The sequence below is a fragment of the Polynucleobacter sp. 71A-WALBACH genome (genome assembly GCF_018882365.1).
In the GTDB taxonomy this organism is placed as follows: Bacteria; Pseudomonadota; Gammaproteobacteria; order Burkholderiales; family Burkholderiaceae; genus Polynucleobacter.
In genome coordinates, this window is record NZ_JACVOP010000001.1 from 600,449 (window position 1) to 625,039 (window position 24,591).

General features: G+C 46.9%; 26 protein-coding genes. 8 read left to right on the forward strand and 18 right to left on the reverse strand.

Annotated features, from left to right (window positions below):
* From ICN42_RS03160 to hemA, 4 genes are all read right to left on the reverse strand, one after another.
* A partial coding sequence (locus ICN42_RS03160) for a tetratricopeptide repeat protein (RefSeq protein ID WP_216250717.1) occupies window positions 1–605 on the reverse strand: 605 nt, incomplete at its 3' end.
* A 146-nt stretch (window positions 606–751) separates the two neighbouring features.
* Window positions 752–1,612: a peptide chain release factor N(5)-glutamine methyltransferase gene (prmC, locus tag ICN42_RS03165; RefSeq protein WP_216250719.1), complete on the reverse strand. Its 861-nt coding sequence runs from the start codon at window positions 1,610–1,612 to the stop codon at window positions 752–754.
* A gap of 8 nt (window positions 1,613–1,620) precedes the next feature.
* Complete coding sequence (gene prfA, locus ICN42_RS03170) at window positions 1,621–2,700, reverse strand: peptide chain release factor 1 (RefSeq protein ID WP_216250722.1); 1,080 nt, start codon at window positions 2,698–2,700, stop codon at window positions 1,621–1,623.
* A complete protein-coding gene (gene hemA, locus ICN42_RS03175; RefSeq protein ID WP_216250724.1) occupies window positions 2,701–4,017 on the reverse strand; it encodes a glutamyl-tRNA reductase in 1,317 nt (438 codons plus the stop codon).
* 43 nt (window positions 4,018–4,060) lie between these two features.
* On the opposite strand from hemA, the gene ICN42_RS03180 reads away from it, so the two are divergent.
* On the forward strand, window positions 4,061–4,318 hold the full coding sequence (locus tag ICN42_RS03180) for a hypothetical protein (RefSeq protein WP_216250727.1): 258 nt from the start codon (window positions 4,061–4,063) through the stop codon (window positions 4,316–4,318).
* Here ICN42_RS03180 and ICN42_RS03185 read toward each other — a convergent pair.
* The 4 genes from ICN42_RS03185 to ICN42_RS03200 are packed head-to-tail and all read right to left on the reverse strand — an operon-like array spanning window position 4,315 to window position 8,871.
* The gene (locus ICN42_RS03185; RefSeq protein WP_216250730.1) at window positions 4,315–5,091 is read right to left on the reverse strand and encodes a uracil-DNA glycosylase; all 777 of its coding nucleotides are present in this window, start codon (window positions 5,089–5,091) and stop codon (window positions 4,315–4,317) included. The two genes, ICN42_RS03180 and ICN42_RS03185, sit on opposite strands and share 4 nt — an antisense overlap.
* Window positions 5,091–6,875 carry a M61 family metallopeptidase gene (locus ICN42_RS03190; protein ID WP_216250731.1) on the reverse strand — a complete coding sequence of 595 codons (1,785 nt, stop codon included), beginning with the start codon at window positions 6,873–6,875 and terminating at the stop codon, window positions 5,091–5,093. The genes ICN42_RS03185 and ICN42_RS03190 overlap by 1 nt, the downstream gene beginning before the upstream one ends.
* Window positions 6,876–6,887: 12 nt before the next feature.
* Complete coding sequence (locus tag ICN42_RS03195) at window positions 6,888–7,604, reverse strand: DsbC family protein (protein WP_255539217.1); 717 nt, start codon at window positions 7,602–7,604, stop codon at window positions 6,888–6,890.
* Complete coding sequence (locus ICN42_RS03200; protein ID WP_216250737.1) at window positions 7,597–8,871, reverse strand: FAD-dependent monooxygenase; 1,275 nt, start codon at window positions 8,869–8,871, stop codon at window positions 7,597–7,599. Before ICN42_RS03200 ends, ICN42_RS03195 begins: the two co-directional genes overlap by 8 nt.
* Before the next feature lie 39 nt (window positions 8,872–8,910).
* Between ICN42_RS03200 and ychF the strand changes: the two genes are divergently transcribed.
* A complete protein-coding gene (ychF, locus tag ICN42_RS03205) occupies window positions 8,911–10,005 on the forward strand; it encodes a redox-regulated ATPase YchF (RefSeq protein WP_216250740.1) in 1,095 nt (364 codons plus the stop codon).
* 63 nt (window positions 10,006–10,068) lie between these two features.
* Here ychF and ICN42_RS03210 read toward each other — a convergent pair whose 3' ends face one another.
* A complete protein-coding gene (locus tag ICN42_RS03210) occupies window positions 10,069–10,419 on the reverse strand; it encodes a hypothetical protein (RefSeq protein WP_216250744.1) in 351 nt (116 codons plus the stop codon).
* A 115-nt stretch (window positions 10,420–10,534) separates the two neighbouring features.
* Between ICN42_RS03210 and ICN42_RS03215 the strand changes: the two genes are divergently transcribed.
* Window positions 10,535–11,089: a hypothetical protein gene (locus ICN42_RS03215; RefSeq protein WP_216250746.1), complete on the forward strand. Its 555-nt coding sequence runs from the start codon at window positions 10,535–10,537 to the stop codon at window positions 11,087–11,089.
* Here ICN42_RS03215 and trpC read toward each other — a convergent pair.
* From trpC to rpe, 5 genes are read right to left on the reverse strand one after another with little or no spacing between them, the layout of a single operon-like run.
* Window positions 11,086–11,889: an indole-3-glycerol phosphate synthase TrpC gene (gene trpC, locus ICN42_RS03220; protein ID WP_216250760.1), complete on the reverse strand. Its 804-nt coding sequence runs from the start codon at window positions 11,887–11,889 to the stop codon at window positions 11,086–11,088. The two genes, ICN42_RS03215 and trpC, sit on opposite strands and share 4 nt — an antisense overlap.
* 11 nt (window positions 11,890–11,900) lie before the next feature.
* Window positions 11,901–12,923 (reverse strand): anthranilate phosphoribosyltransferase, encoded by a 1,023-nt coding sequence (trpD, locus tag ICN42_RS03225; protein ID WP_216250761.1) that lies wholly within the window; start codon window positions 12,921–12,923, stop codon window positions 11,901–11,903.
* Between the two features lie 24 nt (window positions 12,924–12,947).
* Window positions 12,948–13,514 (reverse strand): aminodeoxychorismate/anthranilate synthase component II, encoded by a 567-nt coding sequence (locus ICN42_RS03230; RefSeq protein ID WP_216250763.1) that lies wholly within the window; start codon window positions 13,512–13,514, stop codon window positions 12,948–12,950.
* Window positions 13,498–15,003: an anthranilate synthase component I gene (gene trpE / locus ICN42_RS03235; RefSeq protein ID WP_216250765.1), complete on the reverse strand. Its 1,506-nt coding sequence runs from the start codon at window positions 15,001–15,003 to the stop codon at window positions 13,498–13,500. The genes ICN42_RS03230 and trpE overlap by 17 nt, the downstream gene beginning before the upstream one ends.
* Window positions 15,003–15,728: a ribulose-phosphate 3-epimerase gene (rpe, locus tag ICN42_RS03240; protein ID WP_216250768.1), complete on the reverse strand. Its 726-nt coding sequence runs from the start codon at window positions 15,726–15,728 to the stop codon at window positions 15,003–15,005. Before rpe ends, trpE begins: the two co-directional genes overlap by 1 nt.
* A 49-nt stretch (window positions 15,729–15,777) precedes the next feature.
* Here rpe and apaG point away from each other — a divergent pair, with 49 nt between their 5' ends.
* The 3 genes from apaG (at window position 15,778) to ICN42_RS03255 (ending at window position 18,233) form a co-directional block, all read left to right on the forward strand.
* Complete coding sequence (gene apaG / locus ICN42_RS03245) at window positions 15,778–16,152, forward strand: Co2+/Mg2+ efflux protein ApaG (protein WP_216250771.1); 375 nt, start codon at window positions 15,778–15,780, stop codon at window positions 16,150–16,152.
* A gap of 148 nt (window positions 16,153–16,300) precedes the next feature.
* On the forward strand, window positions 16,301–17,434 hold the full coding sequence (locus tag ICN42_RS03250; RefSeq protein WP_255539218.1) for a murein transglycosylase A: 1,134 nt from the start codon (window positions 16,301–16,303) through the stop codon (window positions 17,432–17,434).
* A 22-nt stretch (window positions 17,435–17,456) separates the two neighbouring features.
* Complete coding sequence (locus ICN42_RS03255; protein WP_216250776.1) at window positions 17,457–18,233, forward strand: enoyl-CoA hydratase; 777 nt, start codon at window positions 17,457–17,459, stop codon at window positions 18,231–18,233.
* 24 nt (window positions 18,234–18,257) lie between these two features.
* On the opposite strand, the gene ICN42_RS03260 is transcribed toward ICN42_RS03255, so the two are convergent.
* From ICN42_RS03260 to bioA, 4 genes are read right to left on the reverse strand one after another with little or no spacing between them, the layout of a single operon-like run.
* Window positions 18,258–19,451 carry a M20 aminoacylase family protein gene (locus ICN42_RS03260; protein ID WP_216250779.1) on the reverse strand — a complete coding sequence of 398 codons (1,194 nt, stop codon included), beginning with the start codon at window positions 19,449–19,451 and terminating at the stop codon, window positions 18,258–18,260.
* A gap of 19 nt (window positions 19,452–19,470) precedes the next feature.
* Window positions 19,471–20,193, reverse strand: coding sequence for a dethiobiotin synthase (bioD, locus tag ICN42_RS03265; protein WP_216250782.1), 723 nt, complete (start codon window positions 20,191–20,193; stop codon window positions 19,471–19,473).
* The gene (locus ICN42_RS03270) at window positions 20,190–21,419 is read right to left on the reverse strand and encodes an 8-amino-7-oxononanoate synthase (protein WP_216250784.1); all 1,230 of its coding nucleotides are present in this window, start codon (window positions 21,417–21,419) and stop codon (window positions 20,190–20,192) included. The genes bioD and ICN42_RS03270 overlap by 4 nt, the downstream gene beginning before the upstream one ends.
* The gene (bioA, locus tag ICN42_RS03275; RefSeq protein ID WP_216250787.1) at window positions 21,416–22,762 is read right to left on the reverse strand and encodes an adenosylmethionine--8-amino-7-oxononanoate transaminase; all 1,347 of its coding nucleotides are present in this window, start codon (window positions 22,760–22,762) and stop codon (window positions 21,416–21,418) included. The genes ICN42_RS03270 and bioA overlap by 4 nt, the downstream gene beginning before the upstream one ends.
* 89 nt (window positions 22,763–22,851) lie before the next feature.
* Between bioA and bioB the strand changes: the two genes are divergently transcribed.
* Both bioB and coq7 read left to right on the forward strand, forming a co-directional pair.
* On the forward strand, window positions 22,852–23,889 hold the full coding sequence (gene bioB / locus ICN42_RS03280; protein WP_216250790.1) for a biotin synthase BioB: 1,038 nt from the start codon (window positions 22,852–22,854) through the stop codon (window positions 23,887–23,889).
* Between the two features lie 13 nt (window positions 23,890–23,902).
* A complete protein-coding gene (coq7, locus tag ICN42_RS03285) occupies window positions 23,903–24,532 on the forward strand; it encodes a 2-polyprenyl-3-methyl-6-methoxy-1,4-benzoquinone monooxygenase (RefSeq protein WP_216250793.1) in 630 nt (209 codons plus the stop codon).
* Window positions 24,533–24,591 lie beyond the last annotated feature (59 nt).

The window sequence follows — 24,591 nt, forward strand, 5'->3', positions numbered from 1 at the left end:
GCTAGCGCCTCATCGTAGCGCTTTAGTTCATGTAGAGTAATACCGCGATTTGACCAGACTTCATGATTATTTTTATCGAGACATAAAGCCTTGTCATATGATGCTAGCGCCTCATCGTAGCGCTTTAGTTCATGTAGAGTAATACCGCGATTTGACCATGCTTCAGCATAGTCAGGATTAATCTCAATTGCCTTGTCATATGATGCTAGCGCCTCATCGTAGCGCTTTAGTTCATGTAGAGTAATACCGCGATTTGACCAGACTTCATGATTATTTTTATCGAGACATAAAGCCTTGTCATATGATGCTAGCGCCTCATCGTAGCGCTTTAATTCATTAAGAGTGGCACCTTTATTAAGCCAGGCTAAATTTTGATCTGGATTTAGCAATACCGCCCTATTGAAATAATCAAGTGCTAAATCATAATCATTTGACTCATTTGCGATTAAGCCTAAGTTCATGAAAGTTTCAGGATTATCTTCCTCTAATTCCATTGATTTTTCAGAGCACTGCTTCGCCTCTGAATATTTCTTGAGCTTAATTTGTGTTGCAGCTAAATTCGTGAGAGTCGAAGTCCTATCCGGAACTAATCTTAAAGATTCCAAGAACTTATATTCTGCCTCCTGAAATGAGCCTCTCTCAAGGAGATCTATCCCCTCGAAGAAGCATTTCTTTGCTAACTCAAAATTGTCCACAATAATTGCCTTGATTCATTTGTATTTTTGAACTCTAAGTCAACGGATTACTTAAATTAAGCAATCAGTACCTGTGGTTTTCGCCCAGAGGCTGTGCGGTTCTGACCTGCCAAATCGAGGTGAACCTGAATATCTATTAAACCCGCAATTTTCATTAGATCCACTACGGCTTCAGATTGATCAAAGCCGTGCTCAACAGCAATCAGCCCCCCAGGCTTTAAGAACTTATCCGCATCTGAAATGATTGCTTCGAGGCAGGTAAGACCGCTACTGAAATCAGTCAAGGCAGATTCAGGCTCAAACCTGAGATCCCCTTGAATGAGGTGTGGGTCTTGATTAGCAATATAGGGTGGATTACTGATAATCACATCAAACTGGTTTTCTGGATCTATTGCTTCGTACCAGTTGCCTTGTCGAAACTCAACCTGAGACATTAGATTGAGGGTTTGAGCATTTTGCTTCGCAATAGCCAGAGCTTCGGCCGATTGATCTGTTGCAATCACTGCTGCTAGTGGGCTTGCGCTTGCAATAGAGAGTGCAATGGCACCAGAGCCAGTACCCAGGTCTAATACCTTAGTGGGTTTATTAAGATTAGCGATTTCAGCAAGGGCAATATCTACTAAGAGTTCAGTTTCTGGGCGGGGAATGAGTACACCAGGACCTACCTGTAACTCAATATTATGAAAGCCCTTTTTACCCAAGATATAGGCAATCGGTTCACCATTAACTCTTCTGGAGACCAGGCTTTGCCATTCTTCTTGCGCCGCTATATTGAGCATCATATCGTCGCGAGACAGCAAAGCTGATCTAGGTAGCTGATAGTGTTTCTCTAGCAGGTGCGCTAGCAATATGCGGGCCTCGTTGGCTGGTAATACGCAGTTACTCAGCAGGTAACGTAAAGGCTGGCTAGCACTCATCCTATTGGTTAACTGTCGCCAAGGGCTGCAAGGAGTTCTGCTTGATGCTCGGAGGCTAAGGCATTGCAAAGATCATCGAGATCGCCGTCCATCATGGCATCAATCTTGTAGAGCGTGAGGTTAATACGGTGATCGGTTATCCGGCCTTGTGGAAAGTTATAGGTCCGAATACGATCACTACGATCCCCTGAGCCAACGAGTGACTTTCTGGTTTGCGCTTCAAGCTGATGCTTTTCCCGTTCGCGAGCATCCATGATGCGCGAGACGAGAACCTTCATCGCTTGATCGCGATTACGATGCTGACTGCGGTCATCTTGGCACTCAACAACTGTACCAGTCGGCAAGTGGGTAATACGCACCGCAGAATCGGTTTTATTAATATGTTGACCGCCAGCACCTGAAGCTCTAAAAGTATCAATACGTAGTTCGGCAGGATTAATTTTGACGGCCTCTAACTCGTCCGCCTCAGGCATCACTGCTACCGTACAAGCCGATGTATGAATACGTCCCTGAGTTTCTGTTTGGGGTACGCGTTGCACGCGGTGACCACCAGATTCAAACTTGAGGCGGGAATAAACAGATTGACCAACGAGACGTAAGACCACTTCTTTGTAGCCCCCAAGATCAGATTCAGCGGCGTTCACCACCTCTACTTTCCAGCCCTGACGTTCTGCAAAGCGCGTATACATCCGGAGCAAGTCGCCCGCAAAGAGTGCGCTCTCATCCCCACCAGTACCCGCGCGAATCTCTAAAAAGACATTACGCTCGTCATTCACGTCTTTAGGTAATAGTAGTTTTTGAAGAACGCCTTCAAGCTCTTCCATAGTGGCTTGAGCCTGCTTTTGTTCTTCATCAGCAAAGTCCTTCATCTCAGGATCTTTGCGCATTTCTTCTGCAGCTTGCGCATCTGCCTCAGCTTGTTTGTATAGACCAAATTGCTCCACTACCGTTGCAATATCAGAATGCTCACGCGTGAGCTTCCGATAGTTATCCATGTCTTTCGTGGATTCTTCGGTAGTTAATAAGGAATTGAGTTCGGCTAAGCGTGTATCTAGGTGGTCTAGCTTAGCCCGCATGCTGGGCTTCATCTAATGGTCTTCTGGCTTGGAATGCGAGGCGAATAATTTTGGAAGCAACTTGATCAGGGCGTCACGCTCAGCGCCATTGGAATGTTGTAAAGCATGTAGTGAACCATGCAAGAACTTATTGGTTAAGCCTTGCGCCATGGCATTGAGAACTTCCTGGGGATCATCGCCGCGCATTAATCTTTTCATGGCGCGATCGAGTTCGAGCTGTCTGAGATGTTCGCCTTGTTGCTGAATATCTTGAATGAGTGGAACCGTCTTACGACCCTGCATCCAATGCATAAAGTTACCAACACGATCTTCAATGATGGCTTCAGCCTGACTTACTGCGGCTTGACGTAAGGAGGCACCGGTTTGAATCATTACACCTAAATCATCGACTGTATAAAGGTAAACATCATTTAAGCGGGCGATCTCTGGCTCGAAGTCACGTGGCACAGCTAGATCAATCATCACCATTGGTTTATGGCGACGTTGCTTCAATGCACTCTCCACCATGCCTAAGCCAATAATGGGAAGTGATGAGGCGGTGCTAGAAACAATGATGTCAAATTCGTGAAGTCGATTTGGGAGTTCAGACAACTTGAATGATTCTGCTTCAATATCTTGAATAGAAATTGAGTCTGCTAATTCTTGTCCGCGTTCAATAGTGCGGTTAGCGATGGCAACGCCTTTAGGCTTATGCGCTACAAAATGCGTTGCACATAAAGTGATCATGTCACCAGCACCGATAAACAGAACGCGTTGGTCGGTAATGCTTTCAAAAATACGTTCAGCTAGTCGAACAGATGCAGCGGCCATCGAAATCGAATGAGCGCCAATCTCGGTTGAGCCACGAACTTCTTTGGCGACAGCAAAGGTTTTCTGAAAGAGTTGGTTGAGATAAGTGCCAAGTACGCCGGCATCATTTGCAGTGCGCACAGCATCTTTCATCTGACCCAATATTTGGGTTTCACCAATCACCATAGAATCTAATCCACAGGCCACTCTAAAAGCATGGCGTACCGCATCTGATTGCGGTAGTGAATAAATGTGAGGCTGTAAGCTACTGGGAGCCAGTTTTTGAGTTTTTGCTAACCAATCAAAAGTTGCTTCATGCAAGAGGCTGGCAGCATCAGCATCATTAGCAGCGCAATAGACCTCAGTGCGGTTGCAGGTAGACAAAATAGTGGCTTCTGGCAGGCCGGCCTGATTCGCGCCAACGAGATGTTGGCGAAGATCGTGCAACGCTTCTTGAAGAAATTCAGGGTCAAAGGCGACCTTTTCCCGAATGGCGACCGGCGCTGTGTGATGATTGATGCCGAGTGTCAACAACTTCATAATGGTGATTATAGATTTGATAGCAGCAACAATGGGGGTAGCAATGGGGTTATTGGCTTTTCTGGTGATCGGCGGCTTAACTGGGGCATTCGCCTTGGTTTTTTACCCTGGGGCGAGATCAGCTAAGCCCAGCGCCAAGAAACTCCTCATGGGCGCCATCATTGGGTGCCTGTCTGCTCTGACTAGCTCCTATTTAGGGCAATTTACAGGCTTATTTCAGTCGGGTCAGATGCTGGAATGGCTCAGTGCCATAGGGGCATCTTGCCTTGTGGGCTGCCTCTACGCGGCAGTAAATCATTAGTTAAATAGGATAGATTGAGGGGCAGTACTAGGGTTTTGTCCATATGTGGGAACCCAGCAAATAGGGGTTTCGTGGTGCTTCACTAGCCACTCATTAGCCTTCGTGAAATGCCCGCAACTTGCCTTTGCTCCCGGCTGTAAAAAAGGTCGATCTGTTTTGTAGACCCCCAATCCAGAGGGATGGGAGGATTTCAGAATCAATTGATCCTGGGCAGGCTCAATGAGGGGTAGCTTAGATTGGGCATGACCACCCCATAGCATCCACACTAAATGGGGCTTTTGCAGAGCCAAGGCGCTAATCAGTCTATCGATTAGGGATTTCCAGCCCAAGTTCGCATGGCTAGCAGCTTCACCCAATTTGACGCTGAGGGCGGTATTGAGCAGCAGTACGCCTTGCTCAGCCCAAGTGTGGAGATCGCCATTGGGAAGGGTGCCAAAGCCCTCTAGTGACAGCGCCTTGCTGATATTACGTAAGGAGCTAGGAAATTCTCTGGAATTAGTCGGAATATTGCTTGGAATGGAAAAAGCCAAGCCTTGAGCAAGTCCTGGAGAATGATATGGATCCTGTCCTAGGATCACCACTTTGACTTTAGCAACTGGCGTCAGTGCAAGCGCTTTAAAGAAATTTTGGGGCTCCGGGCGAATCTTTTCTACATCTTGATTGAGTTCACTCCTGAGATTGGTCTGTAGCACTTGCCATTCAGGAGATTCGAAATAATCCCCAAGAAGGGCTCGCCAATCTTCAGGAATATCAGCCGCAGAAAACGAAAACATTACTCAGCTGGCGAGAGGGCGTATTGGGTTGGAATTTGATCATCCTCAAGCACAACCATGCACTCATGCTCTAAGTCATCCCGGTAAAAGCAAATCTGAATCACCTGACCTGGGATTAATCCAGATAAAACCTGATCCCAGCGAGCAGTAGTAATCCGCTCACCATTGATGCTGGCAATCAGATCTCCTGCAGCCAGCCCTGCTAATTGCGCGGCTCCACCATCGAGTACATGGGTTACCTTGAGCCAGCCACTAAGCTCAGAATGGCGTAATCCTAATTGAAGTTTGATCTGCTCAAGCTTGGAAAGAGTTCTATGTTTTACTGAAATCGTTTTTGGATCCAGCCATTTCTGGATTGGAATATCTTCAAGGCCAAAAATATAGCGAGCTTTAAATTCATTCCAGGTTTTGCTGAATCCAGCGCCCAGCAGTGTGAGTATCAAGTCATCTAAGCCATCTTCAGCAATACCATCTAGCGTAACTCCATGGGTTTGCCAGATGAGCCGCATCAAGTCATCCAAGGATTGACGATTGTTTGTGAAAGCTCGTATCTTGAGATCTAAGCCTAGGGCGAGTAACGCCCCCTTACCGTAATAACTCACGACTGCATTGGGCGTGTTCTCATCAGCTTGGTAGTACTTAGTCCATGCATCAAATGAGCTATCCGCTAAGCTTTGCTTCAATCTTCCTGGCCCACGCAGAATGCCATTCCAATTATTAGCTACTAGCTTGAGGTAGGTTTTGAGGTCGATCCGTTTGCTGCGAAAGAGTTGCAAGTCGTCGTAGTAACTCGTAAAGCCTTCAAAAAACCACAATAAGCGCGTATGGTTTCTGCGATCGAGTTGATAGGGTTGGAACGCTATAGCCTGAATACGCTTCACTAACCATGCATGAAAATACTCGTGACTACAGAGACCCAAAAACTCACGATAGGATGACTCGTCCAAAAGGGTATTTACTAGGGGGAGCTGATCGCGACGGCAAAGTAAAGCGGTGCTATTGCGATGCTCAAGCCCACCATATCCAAAAAGAACGGCATTCACCAAAAATAAATAATTCTGGAAGGGCGCTTCCTTTGTCTTGGGTTCAAAGAGATTGATGGTGCAGGTGCAGATAGCTTGTAGATCAGTTGCTAAACGCTCCAAATCCAGTTCATGAATGCAACCCTGAATCGCCATACTATGAGATACGCCATTCGATTTCCAATGGGCAATTTGAAACTCGCCCATAGCAATCGGATGATCAAGAAGATCATCATAATTTTTTGCTAGATAAAATCCGTAGCCCTGACTATCTACTTTGGCTGGCTGCAAGCCCGTCTGAACGGTCCAATGATTTGCGCAAGTATCTTTGGGTGGAATCAATACCAGAGCGCATGGCAAAGACTCCTGACCCTTGACTGCCAAACATAAACTGCTTGGATTGATAAACGCACGTTCAGTATCCAGATAGGCTGCGCGTACGGAAGAATCAAAAGCATATACCGTGGTGAGAATATCTACCGCTCCTGCTAGCTTGGGTAAGCGCCACTGATCGTTATCGATCCGTTCTAACACCAGCGCTTCATTCGGGTTATCAACTGCAAATGCTTCAATCGTTTCAATTTGCTTACTGAAGTCTCGGATCAAATAACTCCCCGGAATCCATGCGGGCATTTGCAGGATCTGTCCATTAGGTAGGGGATTTTCAATGCGTAACTTCACATGAAAGCGGTGTCCATGCAGGTCTGCCGACCAAATGGTGTAGTGGATTGCAGGTAGGTCAGAGGTATTCAATTTGCTCATCAGCATCAGTTATTACTTCAGACTATTAAATTTCTTTTCAATGTCGGTGATTTGGACGGCGCCAGGAAAACGGCTGCCATCAGTAAAGAAAATAGTAGGGGTGCCTGTAATGCCATAGGTTTTGGCAAGGGCCATATTTTTATCTAGAGGAGTAGCGCAGTCACTTCTTCCACTTGGTGCTACGCCATTGATCATCCAATCAATATAGGCTTTTTGAGGATCAGTGGAGCACCAAATCTGTTTAGATTTTTGTGCTGAGTCCGGTGACAGAATGGGAATTAAGTAGGTATAGATAGTGACGTTGTCTAACTGCTGCAATGATTTTTCTAAGCGCTTGCAGTAGCCGCAATTGGGATCGGAGAAAACGGCTATCTGACGACTGCCATTGCCACGTACTGCTTTTAAAGCATTTGCAGTGTTGAGGTCTGACCACTTAATGCGATTCAGGTCTGCTTGCTTTTGCTCGGTGATATTTTTACCTGTGGCGATCTCAATGATTTCACCTTGGATTAAATATTTACTATTCGCATCGGTATAAATAACTTCATTCCCAATGAGCACCTCATAAATACCAGGGATGGGTGAGGCAGAAACACTTTTAATTTTGGTATTGGCCCCAATTTTCTTTTGTAGTTCAGTGCGAACTTGTTGCTCCGATTGCGCGTTGACCGTGCCCGCTAAAAAAGTGAGTAAGAAACTTACAGCGATAGCAGAAAATAATTTATTCAAAATCAGCATCTCCGAGGGCGCGTTCAATGAGGCGCCGTTTAATAAAGTGACTACGATTAACCATGCCTAAACCCCAGTTGCGTAACTGCCTTTCAGTGCTACTGCTTGCTGAGAATAGCTTCTTGAGTTTGTCTGTTAGCCAAAGCAGTGCGCTGGTATCGCCTTGACGTTGGCGCTCATAACGGCGCAATAAAACTTTATCGTTTGGCAGGCGAAAGGATTCTCGCTTGCTTAAGATATTTAACAGTGTTGCCACATCTCGCAATCCCAAGTTCAAGCCTTGTCCGGCTAACGGGTGCATTACATGGGCAGCATCTCCAATTAAGACAATTTTTGGATTTTCTTCTGGGCCAATAAAACGGCTTGCCCGAATTCTTCTCAATGGAAAAGCGGCTGGGGCTGAATTCAACCTGAGTTCTCCAAGCTGAGTGACGATTGCCCCACCTGCAATACGGGAAAATGTATCAGCCCATGCAGCTTGATCTAATTTTAAAAGTTCAGCAGCATTTTCAGGTGAGGTTGACCACACCATAGAGACTTGTTTGTTTGGCAATGGCAACATCGCCACAATATCCCCGCCTGGCAAAAACCATTGATAGGCTGTTTCCAAATGGGCATTGCTACAAATCCAATTAGCCACCACGGCGCTTTGTGAGTAGCTTTCTTCTTTTGTGGAAATACCCAACTCAGAACGTATGGGTGAATTGGCCCCATCCGCAGCAATCACTAATTGGGCATGCACGGCAGAACCATTTTTTAGATGAAGGCTTACTCCATCCCAATCTACTTGAATGTTTTCCACGGCATCGCTGATGCGCTCTAATTTATTTTGGAAGCGTGAGGCTTGATCTAGGGTGTGCTCGATGACATTGGATTCCCCAATCCAAGCTAACTGGGGTGTCCCCGCTTCAAAAGCAGATAGGTGAAGCTCATCTTGTTTTTCTCCGCGATCGCCAAAAATCCGCATATCTCGCACAGGCTGCATGCGGCCATGATCAATCGCATCCCAAATCTGTAGATGGGCTAGTAATTTTTGGGTGCTGGGAGAAAAAGCGTAAATACGTTGTCCCCATTGGTCTCCTTGGGGAACGGCAATAGTTTGCTCTAAGTCAGGGGCAATTTGAATTGTTTGCAGACCAAGCTGAGCTAGGCCCAAGGCGCAAGCCTTACCCGCTATGCCTCCACCCACCACTACGACATCGACTCTCCGTATTTGGGAGGTATTTTTGGGTAATTTAGCTGACGTATTTTGATGAACTTCTGACATATCTCGATGATATCGAAACTAGCCCTTTACAATACGGCTATGTCTTTGAAATGTGGCATCGTCGGCCTGCCTAACGTCGGCAAATCTACCCTCTTTAACGCGCTTACCAAGGCTGGGATCGCGGCGGAAAACTATCCTTTCTGCACGATCGAGCCTAATGTGGGTGTGGTCGAGGTTCCTGACCCCCGTCTTGCCGCTTTGGCTGAGATTGTGAAGCCTGAGCGCATCCTGCCTGCAGCTGTCGAATTTGTCGATATTGCGGGCTTGGTGGCCGGAGCATCCAAGGGTGAGGGCCTAGGAAATCAATTTTTAGCCAATATTCGTGAAACTGATGCCATTACCCATGTGGTTCGGTGTTTTGAGGATGCTAACGTGATTCACGTAGCCGGAAAGATCGACCCGATATCAGATATTGCGGTGATTGATACCGAGCTCGCTTTATCAGACCTCACTACTGTTGAGAAAACCCTTCAACGCTCAAGTAAGGCTGCCAAGTCAGGTAATGACAAAGAGGCAGCTGCTTTGGTGGCCGTACTGACCAAGGTGCAAGCCCATTTAGATCAAGCTCAGCCCGTGCGTAGCATGAAGCTGACTGAAGAAGAAAATCTTCTCTTGAAGCCACTTTGCTTAATCACTGCAAAGCCGGCGATGTATATCGCCAACGTGAAAGAAGATGGCTTTGCTAATAACCCTCATTTAGAAGCTGTGATTGAGCATGCTGCTAAAGAGGGTGCCCCAGTAGTGGCGGTGTGCGCAGCAATCGAAGCTGAGATTGCCGATCTAGATGATGCTGACAAAGTTGAATTCTTGGCTGACCTCGGAATGGAGGAGTCTGGATTGGATCGCGTGATTCGTGCGGGCTATAAGTTATTGGGTTTACAGACCTACTTTACGGCCGGCGTTAAAGAGGTTCGTGCCTGGACAATTCATCAAGGCGATACCGCTCCGCAGGCTGCCGGGGTGATTCATACGGATTTTGAGCGCGGCTTCATTCGTGCGCAAACCATTGCATTTGAAGACTTTGTCCAATTCAAGGGCGAGTCTGGCGCAAAAGAAGCTGGCAAGATGCGTGCCGAGGGCAAAGAGTATGTCGTTAAAGACGGTGACGTCTTGAACTTCCTCTTTAACGTCTAAAACAGCGCCGCTAAATAAAAAAGCCCTTAACTAGTAAGGGCTTTTTTATTTGCTTGAGAATATTTAGCTAGCTTTGACAGCCTTTTCTAGGCACTTGGAAATTTCTTCATAGCGCTTGATGGCAGCCTTACTGGGAACCACCTCTTTTTTCCGCCCATCTTCATTCGCGGCCATCTTGATATAGCCCATGGCGCTGAGGTTTTTCAGTCGCCCATGAAGAGTAGCCTGGGAGCCAAGCTCGGAAAGGGAAATAAGATCCCCCACCAAAATGGACTGTTTGGCATGAAAGCTCAGAATGATCTTATCTAGAAGACTTTCTTCAATATAGTCGAGCTTTTTCCCAGGATTGATGCGGTCAAGAACATCAATCAAGTTTAGAAATCGAATGTAGCAAGAAGATTTAATGGTGGACATATCTTTATATCAGTGATGTTTAAGGCTATGAGCTTTACAGCTAATACTAGTATATTCCCTAATTCATGGACTGGTAGTATGAGCTAATACTTCAAAAATAACCATGCCAATTGTCATGAAAAGAATATTCCTTGAATCGACTACAGGCTTCCTGGTTAGTGTGTTGGCCTATACGGCTTTATTTTATTTAAATAATTGGTTAACAAGCTACATTTCCTACGGTTTAGGCGTTAATTGGGTATATCTTCCTGCCGGCCTTCGCTTATTTCTTACTTTGATCTTTGGGTTGCCAGGCGCCCTGGGAATAGCCCTCGCATCATTTCTGATTAGTTATTTAGGCGAATTCCCACATGAGCTCACAACCTGCATCGGTGTGGGGCTGATTTCTGGTTTTGCGCCCTATCTAGCCAGAATCTTTGTATTAAGCAATCTCAAGATCTCACCCGATCTGGGTAACTTGAGTTTGCCTAAGTTGGCCATGTGCACCCTGATTTATGCGGCGCTAAGCGCGGGATTACATCAATGGTGGTTTGCAGTCCGGGGGCTAGATCAGACCGGAAGTATTAATCACTTCTTTGTCATGCTGATTGGTGATGTGCTCGGCACAATACTGCTCGTTGGACTGATTAAAGGCGGCCTAGATCTGCTCAAGCCCTCTAAGCTTGCTTAGTTAAATAACTCACTTAAGGCTGCGCCTGGATCTTCTGCCCGCATAAAGGCCTCGCCTACCAAAAATGCATTGATCTGATGATCGCGCATCAACTGCACATCGGCACGACTCATGATGCCCGATTCAGTCACTAGAGTTTTTCCTGCTGGCACCATCGATAATAGGGATAAGGTGGTTTGAAGGGTTACTTCAAAAGTTTTTAGGTTGCGATTATTAATTCCAAGTAGCGGAGTTTTCAATTCAAGCGCTTGCTCTAATTCAGGGGCGTTATGAACTTCTACGAGTACATCAAGACCTAGTTCATGAGCACAAGCTTCTAGCTCTTTCATTTGATTAAGATCTAAGCAGGCCACAATCAGCAAAATAGCATCAGCACCAATCGCACGCGCTTCATAGATTTGGTAAGGGTCGATCGTAAAGTCTTTGCGTAAAACTGGAATACTGCAAGCAGCCCGTGCGGCCTGAAGGTAAGCATTGGCTCCCTGGAAATAATCTTTATCTGTGAGAACGGACAAGCAAGCTGCACCATGATTTTCATAGGACAGTGCAATTTCACCTGGTTGAAAATTCTCTCTCAAGATTCCTTTGCTAGGACTGGCTTTTTTAATCTCGGTAATCACACCAGCTTTACCTACCGCAATCTTTTTTTCGATAGATTGAATGAAGCCCCGAGGCTTTAATGCCGCATCTCGATTATTTTCTTCGGCTTGATCGCGTTGATTGGCTAAAGAGATTTTTTTTGAATCTGAGGTGATCTCAATTTTTTTGGTAGAAACAATTTTGTCGAGAATGTCGCTCATGGGTATCTTAATTAATTTTGGGTGGCAGCCACGAATTGGTCTAGTTTTTGAAGGGCGGCGCCAGATGCAATAACTTCTTTTGCCATCTGAATACCGCTAGCAATACTAGGTGCCACATCGCCTACATACAATACCGCGCCAGCATTAAGACAGACAATATCACTCGCGGGGCCAGGCACTTTGTTGAGCACATCTAAAACAATCGCTTTAGATTCTTCGGCATTGGCAACTTTAAAACTATTGGTTGGAGCGGTGCTCAAGCCATAGTCTTGTGGATGAATTTCATATTCACGGACCTGGCCATCCTTTAGTTCGCCTACGAGAGTGGCGCCCTCAAGAGAGATCTCATCTAAACCGTCGCGGCCATAAACCACTAATGCATGATCCATACCCATGGCTTGTAATACGCGCGCCTGAATACCTACTAAATCAGCATGAAATACGCCCATGAGGATGCGCTTGGCATCGGCTGGGTTAGTTAGTGGGCCTAAGATATTGAAAATCGTACGCACACCCAAATCTTTACGAATCGGCACAACATTTTTCATAGCAGGGTGATGGTTCGGTGCAAACATAAAGCCTGCCCCCACCTCGGAGATGCATTTGGCTACTTGCTCTGGTGATAGCGATAGCTTCACGCCAAGAGACTCCAGAATATCTGCGCTTCCTGATTTACTGCTCACACTGCGATTGCCATGCTTAGCAATTTTTGCGCCGGCAGCTGCTGCAACAAACATAGCAGCCGTAGAAATATTAAAGGTATGAGCGCCGTCACCACCAGTTCCCACTACATCCACTAAATTTTTTCTATCTTCAACGTGTACTGGTGTCGCAAATTCGCGCATCACTTGAGCGGCGGCGGCAATCTCGCCAACAGTCTCCTTTTTGGTGCGTAGCGCAACTAGAAGGCCGGCGACCAATGCAGGTGGCATTTCACCGCTCATGATCAGACGCATCATGGCAGTCATCTCATCATGAAAGAGTTCACGATGTTCAATGCAACGTTGCAATGCTTGCTGAGGAGTAATAGGCATAGGGATCGACTGAATACTGTTGAGTTATTTGGCTTGCAAGAAATTCTTAAGCAGCGCATGACCATGCTCAGAAAGAATAGATTCTGGATGAAATTGCACACCCTCTACCGCCAATTCTTTATGGCGTACGCCCATGATTTCACCGTCGGAAGAAGTAGCTGTTACTTCAAGCACTGCAGGTAATGTACTCTTTTCAATCGCGAGGGAGTGATAACGAGTTACCTTGAATGGGTTTGGCAGATCTTTGAAAACGCCAACACCCGTATGATGAATATCATCTGTCTTGCCATGCATTACTTTTTGGGCGCGGATAATCTTCCCGCCAAAGGCTTCGCCAATGGCTTGGTGTCCAAGGCAGACACCAAGGATCGGAATCTGACCAGCATAACGTTGAATAGTAGCTACTGAAATCCCTGCTTCAGCCGGGCTACATGGCCCTGGTGAAATACAAATACGCGCAGGATTGATTTTGGCAATTTCTTCAACAGAAATCTCATCATTGCGAAAAACTTTGACCTCTTCCCCGAGTTCTGCAAAATACTGAACGAGGTTATAGGTAAATGAATCGTAGTTATCAATCATGAGGAGCATCGAGTCCTCCTTGTACTAAATCTGCCGCCATTAATACCGCTCTGGCCTTGGCTTCGGTTTCTTTCCATTCTGCAGTGGGATCAGAGTCGGCAACCACTCCAGCACCTGCTTGCGAATGCAATACGCCATCACGAATGACACCAGTGCGAATGGCAATCGCCACATCCATGTCGCCTGAGAAAGATAGGTAGCCAACCGCACCACCATAGACGCCACGTTTCACAATTTCCATTTCATCAATAATTTCCATCGCCCGAATTTTTGGGGCGCCCGATAAAGTACCGGCTGGGAAGGTTGCGCGTAAGACATCCATATTGCTCATATTGTCTAGCAATTCACCTTCAACAGAACTCACGATATGCTGAACATGAGAATATTTCTCGATCGACATGGAGTCAGTTACTTTAACTGTGCCTGTCTTTGCAATGCGTCCTACATCGTTACGAGCCAAGTCAATCAACATGACATGCTCGGCAATTTCTTTAGGATCGGCTAGCAATTCTGTAGCAAGACGCTCATCTTCTTCTGGTGTGGCGCCACGTGGGCGCGTACCCGCTAAAGGCCGAATCGTCACAATCTTCTGACTCTTACGTTGTTCTTGGCGTACTAAGATTTCTGGCGAAGAGCCCACTACCTGCAAATCACCAAAGTCGTAGAAATACATATAAGGCGATGGATTTAAAGAGCGCAATGCCCGATAAAGAGCAAGCGGCGACTCTGTGAATGGTTTGCTGATGCGCTGACCAATCACCACCTGCATGCAATCGCCAGCCAAAATATATTCTTTGGTTTTAAGAACGGCATTTTCAAAATCTGCCGCTTTGAACTTGCGTATCAATTCTGTTTTGGTGCTGGGTAGAGATGCTGGCATGCTCACAGGCTTGCTTAAGCAAGCTAGCAATTCTTTTAATCTAGCTTGGGCGGTCTCAAAACTATTGGCAACACCAGGATCGGCATACACAATCAAATAAATGCGACCTGCAACGTTGTCGATTACCGCTAACTCTTCAGTCAACATGAGTTGAATGTCTGGTACACCTAATTCATCTGGCAAATTGTGTTTTGCTAAACGCGATTCAATATAGCGAACCGTGTCATAACCAAAGTAGCCTGCAAGTCCACCACAGAAGCGGGGGAGACCGGCTTGCACTGCTACCTTAAAGCGCTTGAAATAAGCATCTACAAAATCCAATGGATTGTCGTGATTTGTTTCAATCACTTTGTCATTAAAGAGCACTTCAGTCCGTGGCGTATTTGGTGTGCCTACGGTTCTTAATACAGTTTTAGCAGGCAGGCCAATAAAGGAGAAGCGACCAAAGCGCTCACCACCTAAAACAGACTCCAGTAAGTAAGTGTTTTTTTGTCCAAAGGCTTGGGTGAGCTTGACGTACAGCGAGAGTGGTGTCTCTAAGTCCGCTAAAACCTCTTTCACCAATGGAATGCGATTGAAACCCTGTTTTGCTAGGGCTAAAAATTCTTCGTGCTGCATTACACTTTTCCTGACGTCGCTAATTCTGCGCGCATCGCTGTAATCACGTCGGCATAATTTTCTTTGCCAAAGATTGCGGAGCCAGCAACAAAGGTATCTGCACCAGCTTGAGCTACTGCCGCAATATTGTCGACCTTTATTCCACCATCGACTTCAAGACGAATATGACGCCCCGTTTCTTGTTGGTGACGATCTAAGCGTGCCCGAACTTGCGCAATTTTATTGAGAGTGCTCGGGATAAAGGATTGACCACCAAATCCTGGGTTCACGGACATTAGTAAAACGAGATCAAGTAGTTCCAGCGTATGGTCTAGGTGATCAAGTGGAGTAGCTGGATTTAACACTAAGCCCGCCTGACAACCTTGGTCTCGAATTAAATTAATTGTGCGGTTCACGTGAGGGCTAGCCTCTGGGTGAAAGCTAATCAGGTTTGCCCCCGCTTTTGCAAAGTCAGGAATTAGACGATCCACCGGCTCCACCATGAGATGAACATCGATCATGGCTGGCTTGCCATCTTTTCTTGCATGGGGGCGAATCGCCTCGCAAACCAAGGGGCCAATAGTGAGGTTGGGAACGTAATGGTTATCCATCACATCAAAGTGAATCCAGTCTGCGCCCGCCAAGAGAACATCTTGAACTTCTTTGCCTAGACGGGCAAAGTCAGCTGACAAAATGGAGGGGGCGATGACAAACTGGCTATCTGAGGGTGATTTCTGGCTATCCATCCCTAGATTCTAGCTTGCAGTTGACCTTAGGATGGAGCAGAATTCGAGCATGAATCCTCATGAAATCAGCATTACGGTCAAAACCCAGTATTTGCCCGACCAGTCGGACCCCGATAACCGCCAGTTTGCGTTTGCCTATACCGTCACTATCCGAAATACCGGTATGGCCAGCATTCAGCTCATTGCCCGCCATTGGTTCATTACCGATGGGGACAATGATGTCCAGGAGGTCCGTGGCCTAGGGGTGGTGGGTCAGCAACCCCTATTAAGGTCTGGAGAACAGTTTGAGTACACCAGTTGGGCTACTTTACCCACTCCGGCCGGCACGATGCGCGGTGAGTATTTCTGCGTTACTGAGGAGGCTCAGTTTTTCCAGGCCCCAATTCCAGAATTTGCCTTGGTAATGCCTAGAACTCTGCATTGAGCTTTCAAGCAAACTCTATTTTTTGCCCTTACCAGTCCAAAGGACAATAAAGAGCAGGAGGGCTAAAGCTAGGCCTCCCTCTACCGCAAACAAGATCATTGGGTATTCATCGAGTAAATTGGCAATCATGATTTCTATATCCAAATTAATGAGTCGCGAGAATACTGCGCGATTTCTTCTCTGCAGTGTATTCGTTATCAGTATTGCTAGCTTATTGGCAGCTTGCTCCACCCCCTCTACCCGAGGATCTGGCTACCGCTCTGGTGGTAGCGCTCCATCTGCTTACAGCTCTTCGATCGCCAGCTTTCGATCGGTCTCATGGCAAGACTTACCTGGCTGGCAGGAGGATGATTTAACGCAGGCTTGGCCAGCTTGGCTCAAGAGTTGTGACGCCTTGCGTAAACGCAATAGCGAGATTAACTGGCGCCAGGTGTGCTCCCAAGCATCGGCAATTTCAGGTCGAGACCAGCAATTGATTCGCCAATATTTTGAGGGGAACTTTCAGGTATATGAAGTTCGCAACAGTGCTACTGGCAATGAATCTGGGCTGATCACAGGCTATTACGAGCCAGTCATGAATGGCTCTCAGACCCGCACAGCTACTTATACGGTTCCCTTGTACGGCCTTCCCAGCGCTTGGAGAGGCTCTAAACCAAACCCCGCTCCTACTCGTGCAGACTTAATGAGTTCTGGAGTGCTGAAAGGTTCAGAAATCGCCTGGGTGCAAGATCCTGTGGCCGCCGCTTTTATGCAAATCCAAGGCTCTGGAAAAATTCGTTTGGAAGATGGGCGCGTATTGCGACTTGGTTTTGCCGGCACCAACGATCAGCCATTTAAGTCTTTTGCGCAGTGGTTACTAGATCGCAAGGAAATTACCCGAAGTGAGGCCACGATGCAGGGCATTTCCGCATGGGCCAAGCGTAACCCGAGTCGCGTAGAGGAGATGTTAAATGCCAATCCTCGCTTTGTATTCTTCAAAGAGCTGCCAGGTAATGTCAGCGCTGATCTAGGCCCCAATGGTGCTTTGGGTGTGCCATTAACGGCTGAACGCAGCATTGCTATTGATCTGAAGGCCATGCCTTTAGGGGCGCCGGTATTTTTAAATACAACTAAACCTTTAAGTAGCCAAGGCTTGCAAAAATTGGTGATGGCTCAAGATACGGGTAAAGCCATTGTGGGCGGGGTGCGGGCGGATTACTATTGGGGATCAGGTGATCCCGCGGGTGAATTAGCGGGACGCATGAAGCAAGATGGCAAGATGTGGCTATTGTTACCGCGCTGAACCTATTTTTTGAAAGAGATTGATGACTTACAACACCATATTGACCGAAGTAGATGGCAAGGTTGCCGTAATTACTCTGAATCGCCCTCAGGTATTGAATGCTCTGAATGATGAGCTCATGGATGAGTTAGGCGCCGCGCTCTTAGGTTTTGATGCTGACGACAATATTGGATGCATCATCGTCACTGGTAGTGAAAAAGCATTTGCTGCTGGCGCAGATATTGCGACGATGGCGAAGTATGGATTTGCCGATGTATATCGCGGTGACTTTATCTCTCGCAATTGGGAGGAGATGAAAAAAGTGCGTAAGCCAGTCATTGCAGCGGTATCTGGTTACGCCCTTGGCGGCGGTTGTGAGCTGGCGATGATGTGCGACACCATTATGGCGGCCGATAGCGCTAAGTTTGCACAGCCAGAAGTGAAATTGGGAATCATTCCGGGCGCTGGCGGCACTCAGCGTTTACCACGCGCAGTCTCAAAAGCAAAAGCAATGGACTTGGCTTTAACTGGTCGCATGATGGATGCCGCTGAAGCCGAACGTTCAGGCCTTGTAGCTCGTATTTTCCCTCAAGCGGATTTATTGAAAGAAGTTAAGGCAATCGCTAAGACAATCGCTGATATGCCATTGTTGACTGCAATGATGGTGAAGGAGGCAATTAATACCGCGTATGAAACAACACTCTCAGAAGGCATTCACTTTGAGCGTCGTTTGTTCCACTCTTGCTTTGCGACCAATGATCAAAAAGAGGGTATGGAAGCTTTTATGGAAAAGCGCCCAGCTAAATTTACCAACTCCTAGAACAATTTAGTACGCGGGACTGGTTTATTTTTCTAAGTAGCGTTGAGCTAGCTTGACCCAGTAACTCACGCCAACAGGAATCAATGCGTCATTAAAGTCATAAGAAGGATTGTGAAGATGGCATGGACCCATGCCATGACCTACCGCGCGGTGATCGCCATCACCATTACCTAAGAAGACATAACAACCGGGCTTCTCAAGCAACATAAATGCAAAGTCTTCGGCGCCCATAGTGGGGTCGATAGAAGTATTGACGTTTTGTGCCCCAACTAATTCACTCATTACTTCGCTGGCAAATTCCACTTCTTTGTCATGATTAATGAGTGGGGGGTAGTTGCGATTAAAACTAACCTCTGCTTGACAGTCAAATGCGCTAGATACATTGTGCGAGATTTCTCTCAAGCGTTGCTCAATCAAATCCAAAACTTCGATAGTGAAAGTGCGCACAGTTCCGCCGATAAAGGCGCTATCCGGAATGACGTTGCTCGTTTCACCTGCATGGAACTGCGTTACCGATAAGACCGCTGCATCCACTGGACGTTTATTGCGCGTAATGATGCTTTGTAGGGCTTGCACAACTTGAGCGCCCGCAAGAACGGGATCAGCGCTGTTGTGTGGCAAGGCGGCATGGCCTCCCTTACCTCGGACGGTGATTTCAAAAGTATTGCTTGAAGCCATCATCGGACCAGAAGTCACACCAAAATGACCTTCAGCAAGTCCTGGCCAATTGTGCAGGCCAAAGACGGCATCACAAGGAAATTGTTTGAATAGGCCATCATTAATCATTTCTTTTGCGCCAGCACCACCTTCTTCTGCTGGCTGAAAAATAAAAATGACTGAGCCTTTGAAATCGCGATGATTAGAGAGGTATTGAGCGGCACCTAAGAGCATGGCAGTATGGCCATCATGTCCACAGGCATGCATCTTGCCGGGATTCTTTGAAGTGTGTTCAAAGTTATTGTGCTCTTGTAGTGGCAGCGCATCCATATCTGCGCGTAAGCCGACCATTTTTCCAGGACCTAGGTCTCCGTCAAGTCTACCAACAACCCCCGTTTTTCCGAGGCCGCGATAGACTGTGATGCCCCAACTCGAAAGTGCTTCCGCTACGAGATCGGACGTGCGGTTTTCTTCAAAGCGCAATTCTGGATGCGCGTGAATATTGCGGCGAATCTCTTGAATGGCTGATGCGGAGTCGATGATTTCTGGAAGTAATCGCATAGCTTCATCTTATCTGAATTTAATGGGGCAGTTTTATATGCTCTGCAGCAAATCGTAAGGCCTCTAGTGAGTAGGGGGCATTCTGCGGTTTCTGAAGCTGCGCGGGTAGAGTGGGAATGACGCCTAAAAAAGGCGCAAAAATGCGGTCCTTCAAAGTTTGAATATTTTCCTCTAGGAGGGACATTTCCTCTGAAAGCGTATTAGCTACCCAGCCGGCAATAGTTAATTGACGCGACGCAATTGCTTCGCAAGTGAGAAGGGCATGGTTAATACACCCCAAACGCATACCCACAACGAGAATGACTGGTAAATCCATTGCCTGCGCAACATCACCCAAATCTTCCTGTTCGTTGAGGGGAACTAAAAACCCGCCTGCGCCCTCTACTACTACAGCATCAAATTCTGCGGTCAATGCATTGAATTCATCTAGGATGAGGGTGGCATCTATGCGAACATCACTTTTTTGAGCAACCAGATGCGGAGCAGCTGCTTCATCTAAAACAAAAGGGCAAAGACTTCGTTCATGTAGGTTCAGTCCTGAGGCAATACGCAATGTCTCTAGATCTTCGTTGAGTTTTTGCCCGCTGGCATCAACATAGGTACCAGCTACCACGGGTTTAAAGCCGATTGTGGGAATACCAGCTTCCCTCAATTTAAGAATGAGCGCCCCGCTAAGTAAGGTTTTGCCAACTTCAGTATCCGTGCCAGTGATAAAAAAACCAGTAGATGTGATTGGTGTCATGAATGATTCTCTACTGTTTTCTCAATCATTTTCAACGTCTGGATTAGCTCACGTAAGTCATCAACGCTATGGTTGGCGGAAAAGGTAATGCGTAGACGAGAGCTACCAACGGAAACGGTAGGTGGACGGATTGCCGGAATCCAATAACCAGCTTCATCTAAGAGCTTGGCTACTGCCAGTGCGTTAGCATTACTTCCTAAAATTACTGGCTGAATTGGTGTGGATGAGGCAATTTTTTCCCAGTTTGTGAAGGACATTTCATCGCGCCAAATTTGGATCAGCTGATTTAATTTTTTGCGACGTGCAACGCCTTCATTGCCCTCGATAAGTTCTAAACTTTTAAGCAGGGTATGCGCAATCGCTGGTGGTGTTGCTGTGCTGTAAATATAGGGACGACCCTTTTGAATGAGCCATTCAATAAAAGACGCACTTGCGCAAATAAATGCACCGCTGACCCCAGCTGCTTTACCTAGCGTACCGATATAAATAATTCTTTCTGACTGCACGCCTGATTGCTCCAGAATGCCATGACCCTGTTCGCCGAGCACACCAAATCCATGGGCATCATCCACCATTAAGAGCGCATCATATTGTTCTGCAATATGAAGTAGTTTCTCTACGGGCGCGATATCCCCATCCATGCTAAAGACACCGTCGACCACAATCAACTTAAGTGGGAGAGTGTCTTGCTTTAATGCTTGCTCTAGTAAAGGGAGATTTTGGTGATCGAATAAGGTCACCTTAGCTTTAGTTTGCGCACTCGCTAGGCGCACACCATCAATCAATGATGCGTGATTCAGTTTGGCTGAATAAATACTGACTTGACCCTGCTCTGCAAGTCTTGCAAGTCCAGTAATCGCATTAATATTTGCGAGATAGCCAGTGCTAAAGAAAAGCGCTCTTGCATTGGGAATATATTTACGCTCACAAGCGGCTAATTTTTTTTCAAGCAAGTCATGCGCAATGCTATGACCGCTAATCAGGTGTGATGCACCACTACCCACCCCATATCGTATTGCGCCTTCCGCCAGCGCAGTAATTAATTCAGGATGATTTGCTAGGCCTAAGTAGTCATTGCTACAAAAGGCTTTGAGTTCTCGCTGATCAACGCGGGCCCTGGTATCACAGGGTGTCTCAGTAGTACGCAGTTTGCGTCTCAGTAATTGCTCATCTAGGTCGGCAATCTGATGCTCTGCCATAACGCGAGCTTTAAAGCGTGTACTCATGCCAGCACCTGATCTAGAGCCCGTTTTACAGAAGCACCCATTTGCATTGCTTCATCAGCGGAGAGAATGTATGGCGGCATGACATAAATCGTATTGCCAATTGGTCTGATGAGGATGCCCTCAGCCAGGCTTGTTGAAAACATCTCGCGCGAAAAAGTATTGCTACGCTGAAGTACTTCCGGTTTGATATCAAATGCCAAGATCATGCCCTGTTGACGCCAATGTTCAATACGAGGATCTGTCTTTGCCCAAGCAAACGCATCAGCGAGATCTTTGCTACGTTCAATATTCTTTTCAAGAACAGATTCAGTTTCAAAGATATCTAAACAAGCAAGGGCTGCAGCGCAGGCCAGTGGATTGCCGGTATAGGAATGCGAGTGCAAGAATCCTCGTTGCATTTGATCGCCATAAAAGGCTCGATATATTTTGTCAGTCGTCATAGAGAGCGAAAGAGGAAGGTAGCCACCACTGATGCCTTTAGACAGCGTTAAGAAGTCTGGCCAAATTCCCGCATGCTCGCAAGCAAAAAACTTTCCTGATCGCCCGCAACCTACCGCTATTTCATCGGCGATGAGATGAATGTTAAAGCGATCACAGAGCACTCTTACTAGACGTAAATATTCTGGAGAGTACATTGCCATTTGCCCAGCACATTGAACCAGTGGCTCAACAATCATTGCCGCAATATTTTGATGCTCCGCCTCAAACAGTCCCTCTAATTTTTTGGCGGCATGTTTGGCAACATCATCAGCACCTTCACCAGGCTGTGCTTTTCTTGAATCTGGTGAGGGTACGGTAAAAACATCTTGCAATAGCGAGCCGTAAGCTTCCCGAAAGATCGCAACATCGGTTACTGCCAATGCACCTAAAGTTTCGCCGTGGTAACCATTTTCTAGGCAGACAAATTTTTTCTTTTGTGGCTGATCATTGAGTCGCCAGAAGTGATGACTCATCTTTAATGCGATCTCTACTGCAGACGCGCCATCAGATGCAAAAAACACGTGGCCCAAATGTCCTTGAGTTAAAGCAGATAGTCTCTCCGATAGCTCAACTACAGGAGGGTGGGTAAATCCCGCGAGCATGACATGCTCAATTTTTTCAAGTTGCCCAGTAATGGCTTGGTTGATGCGTGGATTGGAGTGGCCAAAAAGATTGGTCCACCAAGAGCTAATGCAATCGAGCAGAGCATTTCCCTTGTCATCAAAGAGCCAAGCACCCTTGCCCTTAGTAATGGCAATTAATGGCAATGACTCGTGATGCTTCATCTGAGTGCAGGGATGCCAAACGGCCTCTAGGCTGCGATCAATCAGGGAGGTTTGATTTGGATCAGAAATAAGCTTCATGTTTGGTATTTGACCACTAGTTTTTCCTAATCAAGGCCTGTATCTGTTATGTTTATGCCTTGAATTGATCTATTTTCTGGAATTCGACCATGCAGGCTACCCAAACTACTGAAAAACCCCTCACCCAAGTCAAGTCTCAAAAGGATTTGCATAAAGAGGTCGACGCATCGGGTGCTTGGTCGGTCGCCCAGATTGAGGCCTTATTTGCCCTCCCATTCAGTGAGTTGATGTTTAAGGCGCAAGAGACCCATCACGCTAACTTCCCTGATGGTGATGTGGAGCTGGCGACGCTCTTGTCAATCAAGACCGGTGGTTGCCCTGAGGACTGCAGTTATTGCCCTCAGGCGGCTCGTTATGACACGGATGTAAAGGCCAATAAGCTCCTGGATCTGGATGAGGTGCTTGAGGCTGCTAAGGCTGCTAAAGCGGCTGGCTCGAACCGTTTCTGTATGGGCGCTGCTTGGCGGGAGCCTAAAGACCGCGATATTGAAAAAGTAGCTGCCATGATTAAGGGCGTTAAGGCCTTGGGCCTTGAAACCTGCGCCACTCTGGGGATGTTGGAGGCTAATCAGGCTCAAGCCCTTCAAGAGGCGGGCTTAGATTTCTATAACCATAATCTAGACACCAGTGAGGACTTCTATCGCTCAGTAATCTCCACTCGGGGCTATCAAGATCGTTTGGACACCATTTCGAATGTGCGTGCCGTAGGCATGTCAGTGTGCTGTGGCGGCATCGTGGGTATGGGTGAATCCCGTGAGCAACGTGCTGCTTTCTTAGCCCGTTTGGCCAATTTAAGCCCGTATCCTGAATCAGTGCCGATCAACCATTTGGTGCCAGTAGCGGGAACCCCATTGGAAAATCAAAAGCCCTTGGATCCGCTGGAATTTGTGAGAACCATTGCTGTGGCCCGCATCACCATGCCCCGTGCGCGAGTGCGTTTATCGGCGGGTCGCCAAGAGCTTGGTAGGGCAGTTCAGGCCATGTGTTTCCAGGCTGGCGCCAATTCTATTTTCTATGGTGAGCAACTGCTCACTACCGGTAATCCCGAGGCAGAACAAGACCGTGAGCTCTTGGCCGAGCTGGGTTTAAAGACTAAGCAAAGCTGCAAAGCAGAGGTTTTGGTCTAGTTTCTGCAAGCCCATGGCGCTAATCGATCGCTTCATTATTGAGTTTGATACGGCTTTACGTTCGGTAGTTGGGGGTGCCCATGCCCATCGTCCAACCCCTGGTTCGGATAAGCAATCTACTGGTCTGTTGGATGCCAAAGAGCGGGAGCATGCCGCTGGTTTAATGCGTGTCAATCATGTGGGAGAAGTCTGTGCTCAAGCCCTCTACCAATCTCAAAAATTAGTAGCTCGTAATCCTGAAATTCGACAGATGTTTGATCACTCCGGCCAAGAGGAAATGGATCATTTAGCCTGGTGCGAAACGCGCCTCCAAGAATTGGGTTCGCACGCCAGTTATCTCAACCCAATTTGGTACGCCGGATCCTTTGCGATCGGCTTGGCTGCTGGCTTAGCGGGTGATAAGTGGAGCCTGGGATTTGTTGCTGAAACAGAAAAGCAAGTAGAGAATCACCTCGAGAGTCATCTCGAAAAATTGCCTTCAGAAGATGAGCGCTCTCGTGCCATTGTTGATCAAATGCGTATCGATGAAATTGAGCATGGACAGGCCGCCATTTCTGCGGGCGGTGCGGTCTTGCCAGAGCCGATTCAGAAGTTAATGCAGGTAATGTCAAAGGTCATGACGAGTACTGCTTACAAAATCTAGTTCTAGATTAATTATTTTGGGTATTTCTAATTAGAATACTGTTTATTAACACAGTATAT

Excerpts from the sequence above, each read along its gene's own strand:
- prmC (WP_216250719.1), bottom strand. The coding sequence starts at position 1,612 with ATGAGTGCTAGCCAGCCTTTACGTTACCTGCTGAGTAACTGCGTATTA.
- prfA (WP_216250722.1), bottom strand. The coding sequence starts at position 2,700 with ATGAAGCCCAGCATGCGGGCTAAGCTAGACCACCTAGATACACGCTTA.
- hemA (WP_216250724.1), bottom strand. The coding sequence starts at position 4,017 with ATGAAGTTGTTGACACTCGGCATCAATCATCACACAGCGCCGGTCGCC.
- ICN42_RS03180 (WP_216250727.1), top strand. The coding sequence starts at position 4,061 with ATGGGGTTATTGGCTTTTCTGGTGATCGGCGGCTTAACTGGGGCATTC.
- ICN42_RS03185 (WP_216250730.1), bottom strand. The coding sequence starts at position 5,091 with ATGTTTTCGTTTTCTGCGGCTGATATTCCTGAAGATTGGCGAGCCCTT.
- ICN42_RS03190 (WP_216250731.1), bottom strand. The coding sequence starts at position 6,875 with ATGAGCAAATTGAATACCTCTGACCTACCTGCAATCCACTACACCATT.
- ICN42_RS03200 (WP_216250737.1), bottom strand. The coding sequence starts at position 8,871 with ATGTCAGAAGTTCATCAAAATACGTCAGCTAAATTACCCAAAAATACC.
- ychF (WP_216250740.1), top strand. The coding sequence starts at position 8,911 with ATGTCTTTGAAATGTGGCATCGTCGGCCTGCCTAACGTCGGCAAATCT.
- ICN42_RS03210 (WP_216250744.1), bottom strand. The coding sequence starts at position 10,419 with ATGTCCACCATTAAATCTTCTTGCTACATTCGATTTCTAAACTTGATT.
- ICN42_RS03215 (WP_216250746.1), top strand. The coding sequence starts at position 10,535 with ATGAAAAGAATATTCCTTGAATCGACTACAGGCTTCCTGGTTAGTGTG.
- trpC (WP_216250760.1), bottom strand. The coding sequence starts at position 11,889 with ATGAGCGACATTCTCGACAAAATTGTTTCTACCAAAAAAATTGAGATC.
- trpD (WP_216250761.1), bottom strand. The coding sequence starts at position 12,923 with ATGCCTATTACTCCTCAGCAAGCATTGCAACGTTGCATTGAACATCGT.
- ICN42_RS03230 (WP_216250763.1), bottom strand. The coding sequence starts at position 13,514 with ATGCTCCTCATGATTGATAACTACGATTCATTTACCTATAACCTCGTT.
- trpE (WP_216250765.1), bottom strand. The coding sequence starts at position 15,003 with ATGCAGCACGAAGAATTTTTAGCCCTAGCAAAACAGGGTTTCAATCGC.
- rpe (WP_216250768.1), bottom strand. The coding sequence starts at position 15,728 with ATGGATAGCCAGAAATCACCCTCAGATAGCCAGTTTGTCATCGCCCCC.
- apaG (WP_216250771.1), top strand. The coding sequence starts at position 15,778 with ATGAATCCTCATGAAATCAGCATTACGGTCAAAACCCAGTATTTGCCC.
- ICN42_RS03250 (WP_255539218.1), top strand. The coding sequence starts at position 16,301 with ATGAGTCGCGAGAATACTGCGCGATTTCTTCTCTGCAGTGTATTCGTT.
- ICN42_RS03255 (WP_216250776.1), top strand. The coding sequence starts at position 17,457 with ATGACTTACAACACCATATTGACCGAAGTAGATGGCAAGGTTGCCGTA.
- ICN42_RS03260 (WP_216250779.1), bottom strand. The coding sequence starts at position 19,451 with ATGCGATTACTTCCAGAAATCATCGACTCCGCATCAGCCATTCAAGAG.
- bioD (WP_216250782.1), bottom strand. The coding sequence starts at position 20,193 with ATGACACCAATCACATCTACTGGTTTTTTTATCACTGGCACGGATACT.
- ICN42_RS03270 (WP_216250784.1), bottom strand. The coding sequence starts at position 21,419 with ATGAGTACACGCTTTAAAGCTCGCGTTATGGCAGAGCATCAGATTGCC.
- bioA (WP_216250787.1), bottom strand. The coding sequence starts at position 22,762 with ATGAAGCTTATTTCTGATCCAAATCAAACCTCCCTGATTGATCGCAGC.
- bioB (WP_216250790.1), top strand. The coding sequence starts at position 22,852 with ATGCAGGCTACCCAAACTACTGAAAAACCCCTCACCCAAGTCAAGTCT.
- coq7 (WP_216250793.1), top strand. The coding sequence starts at position 23,903 with ATGGCGCTAATCGATCGCTTCATTATTGAGTTTGATACGGCTTTACGT.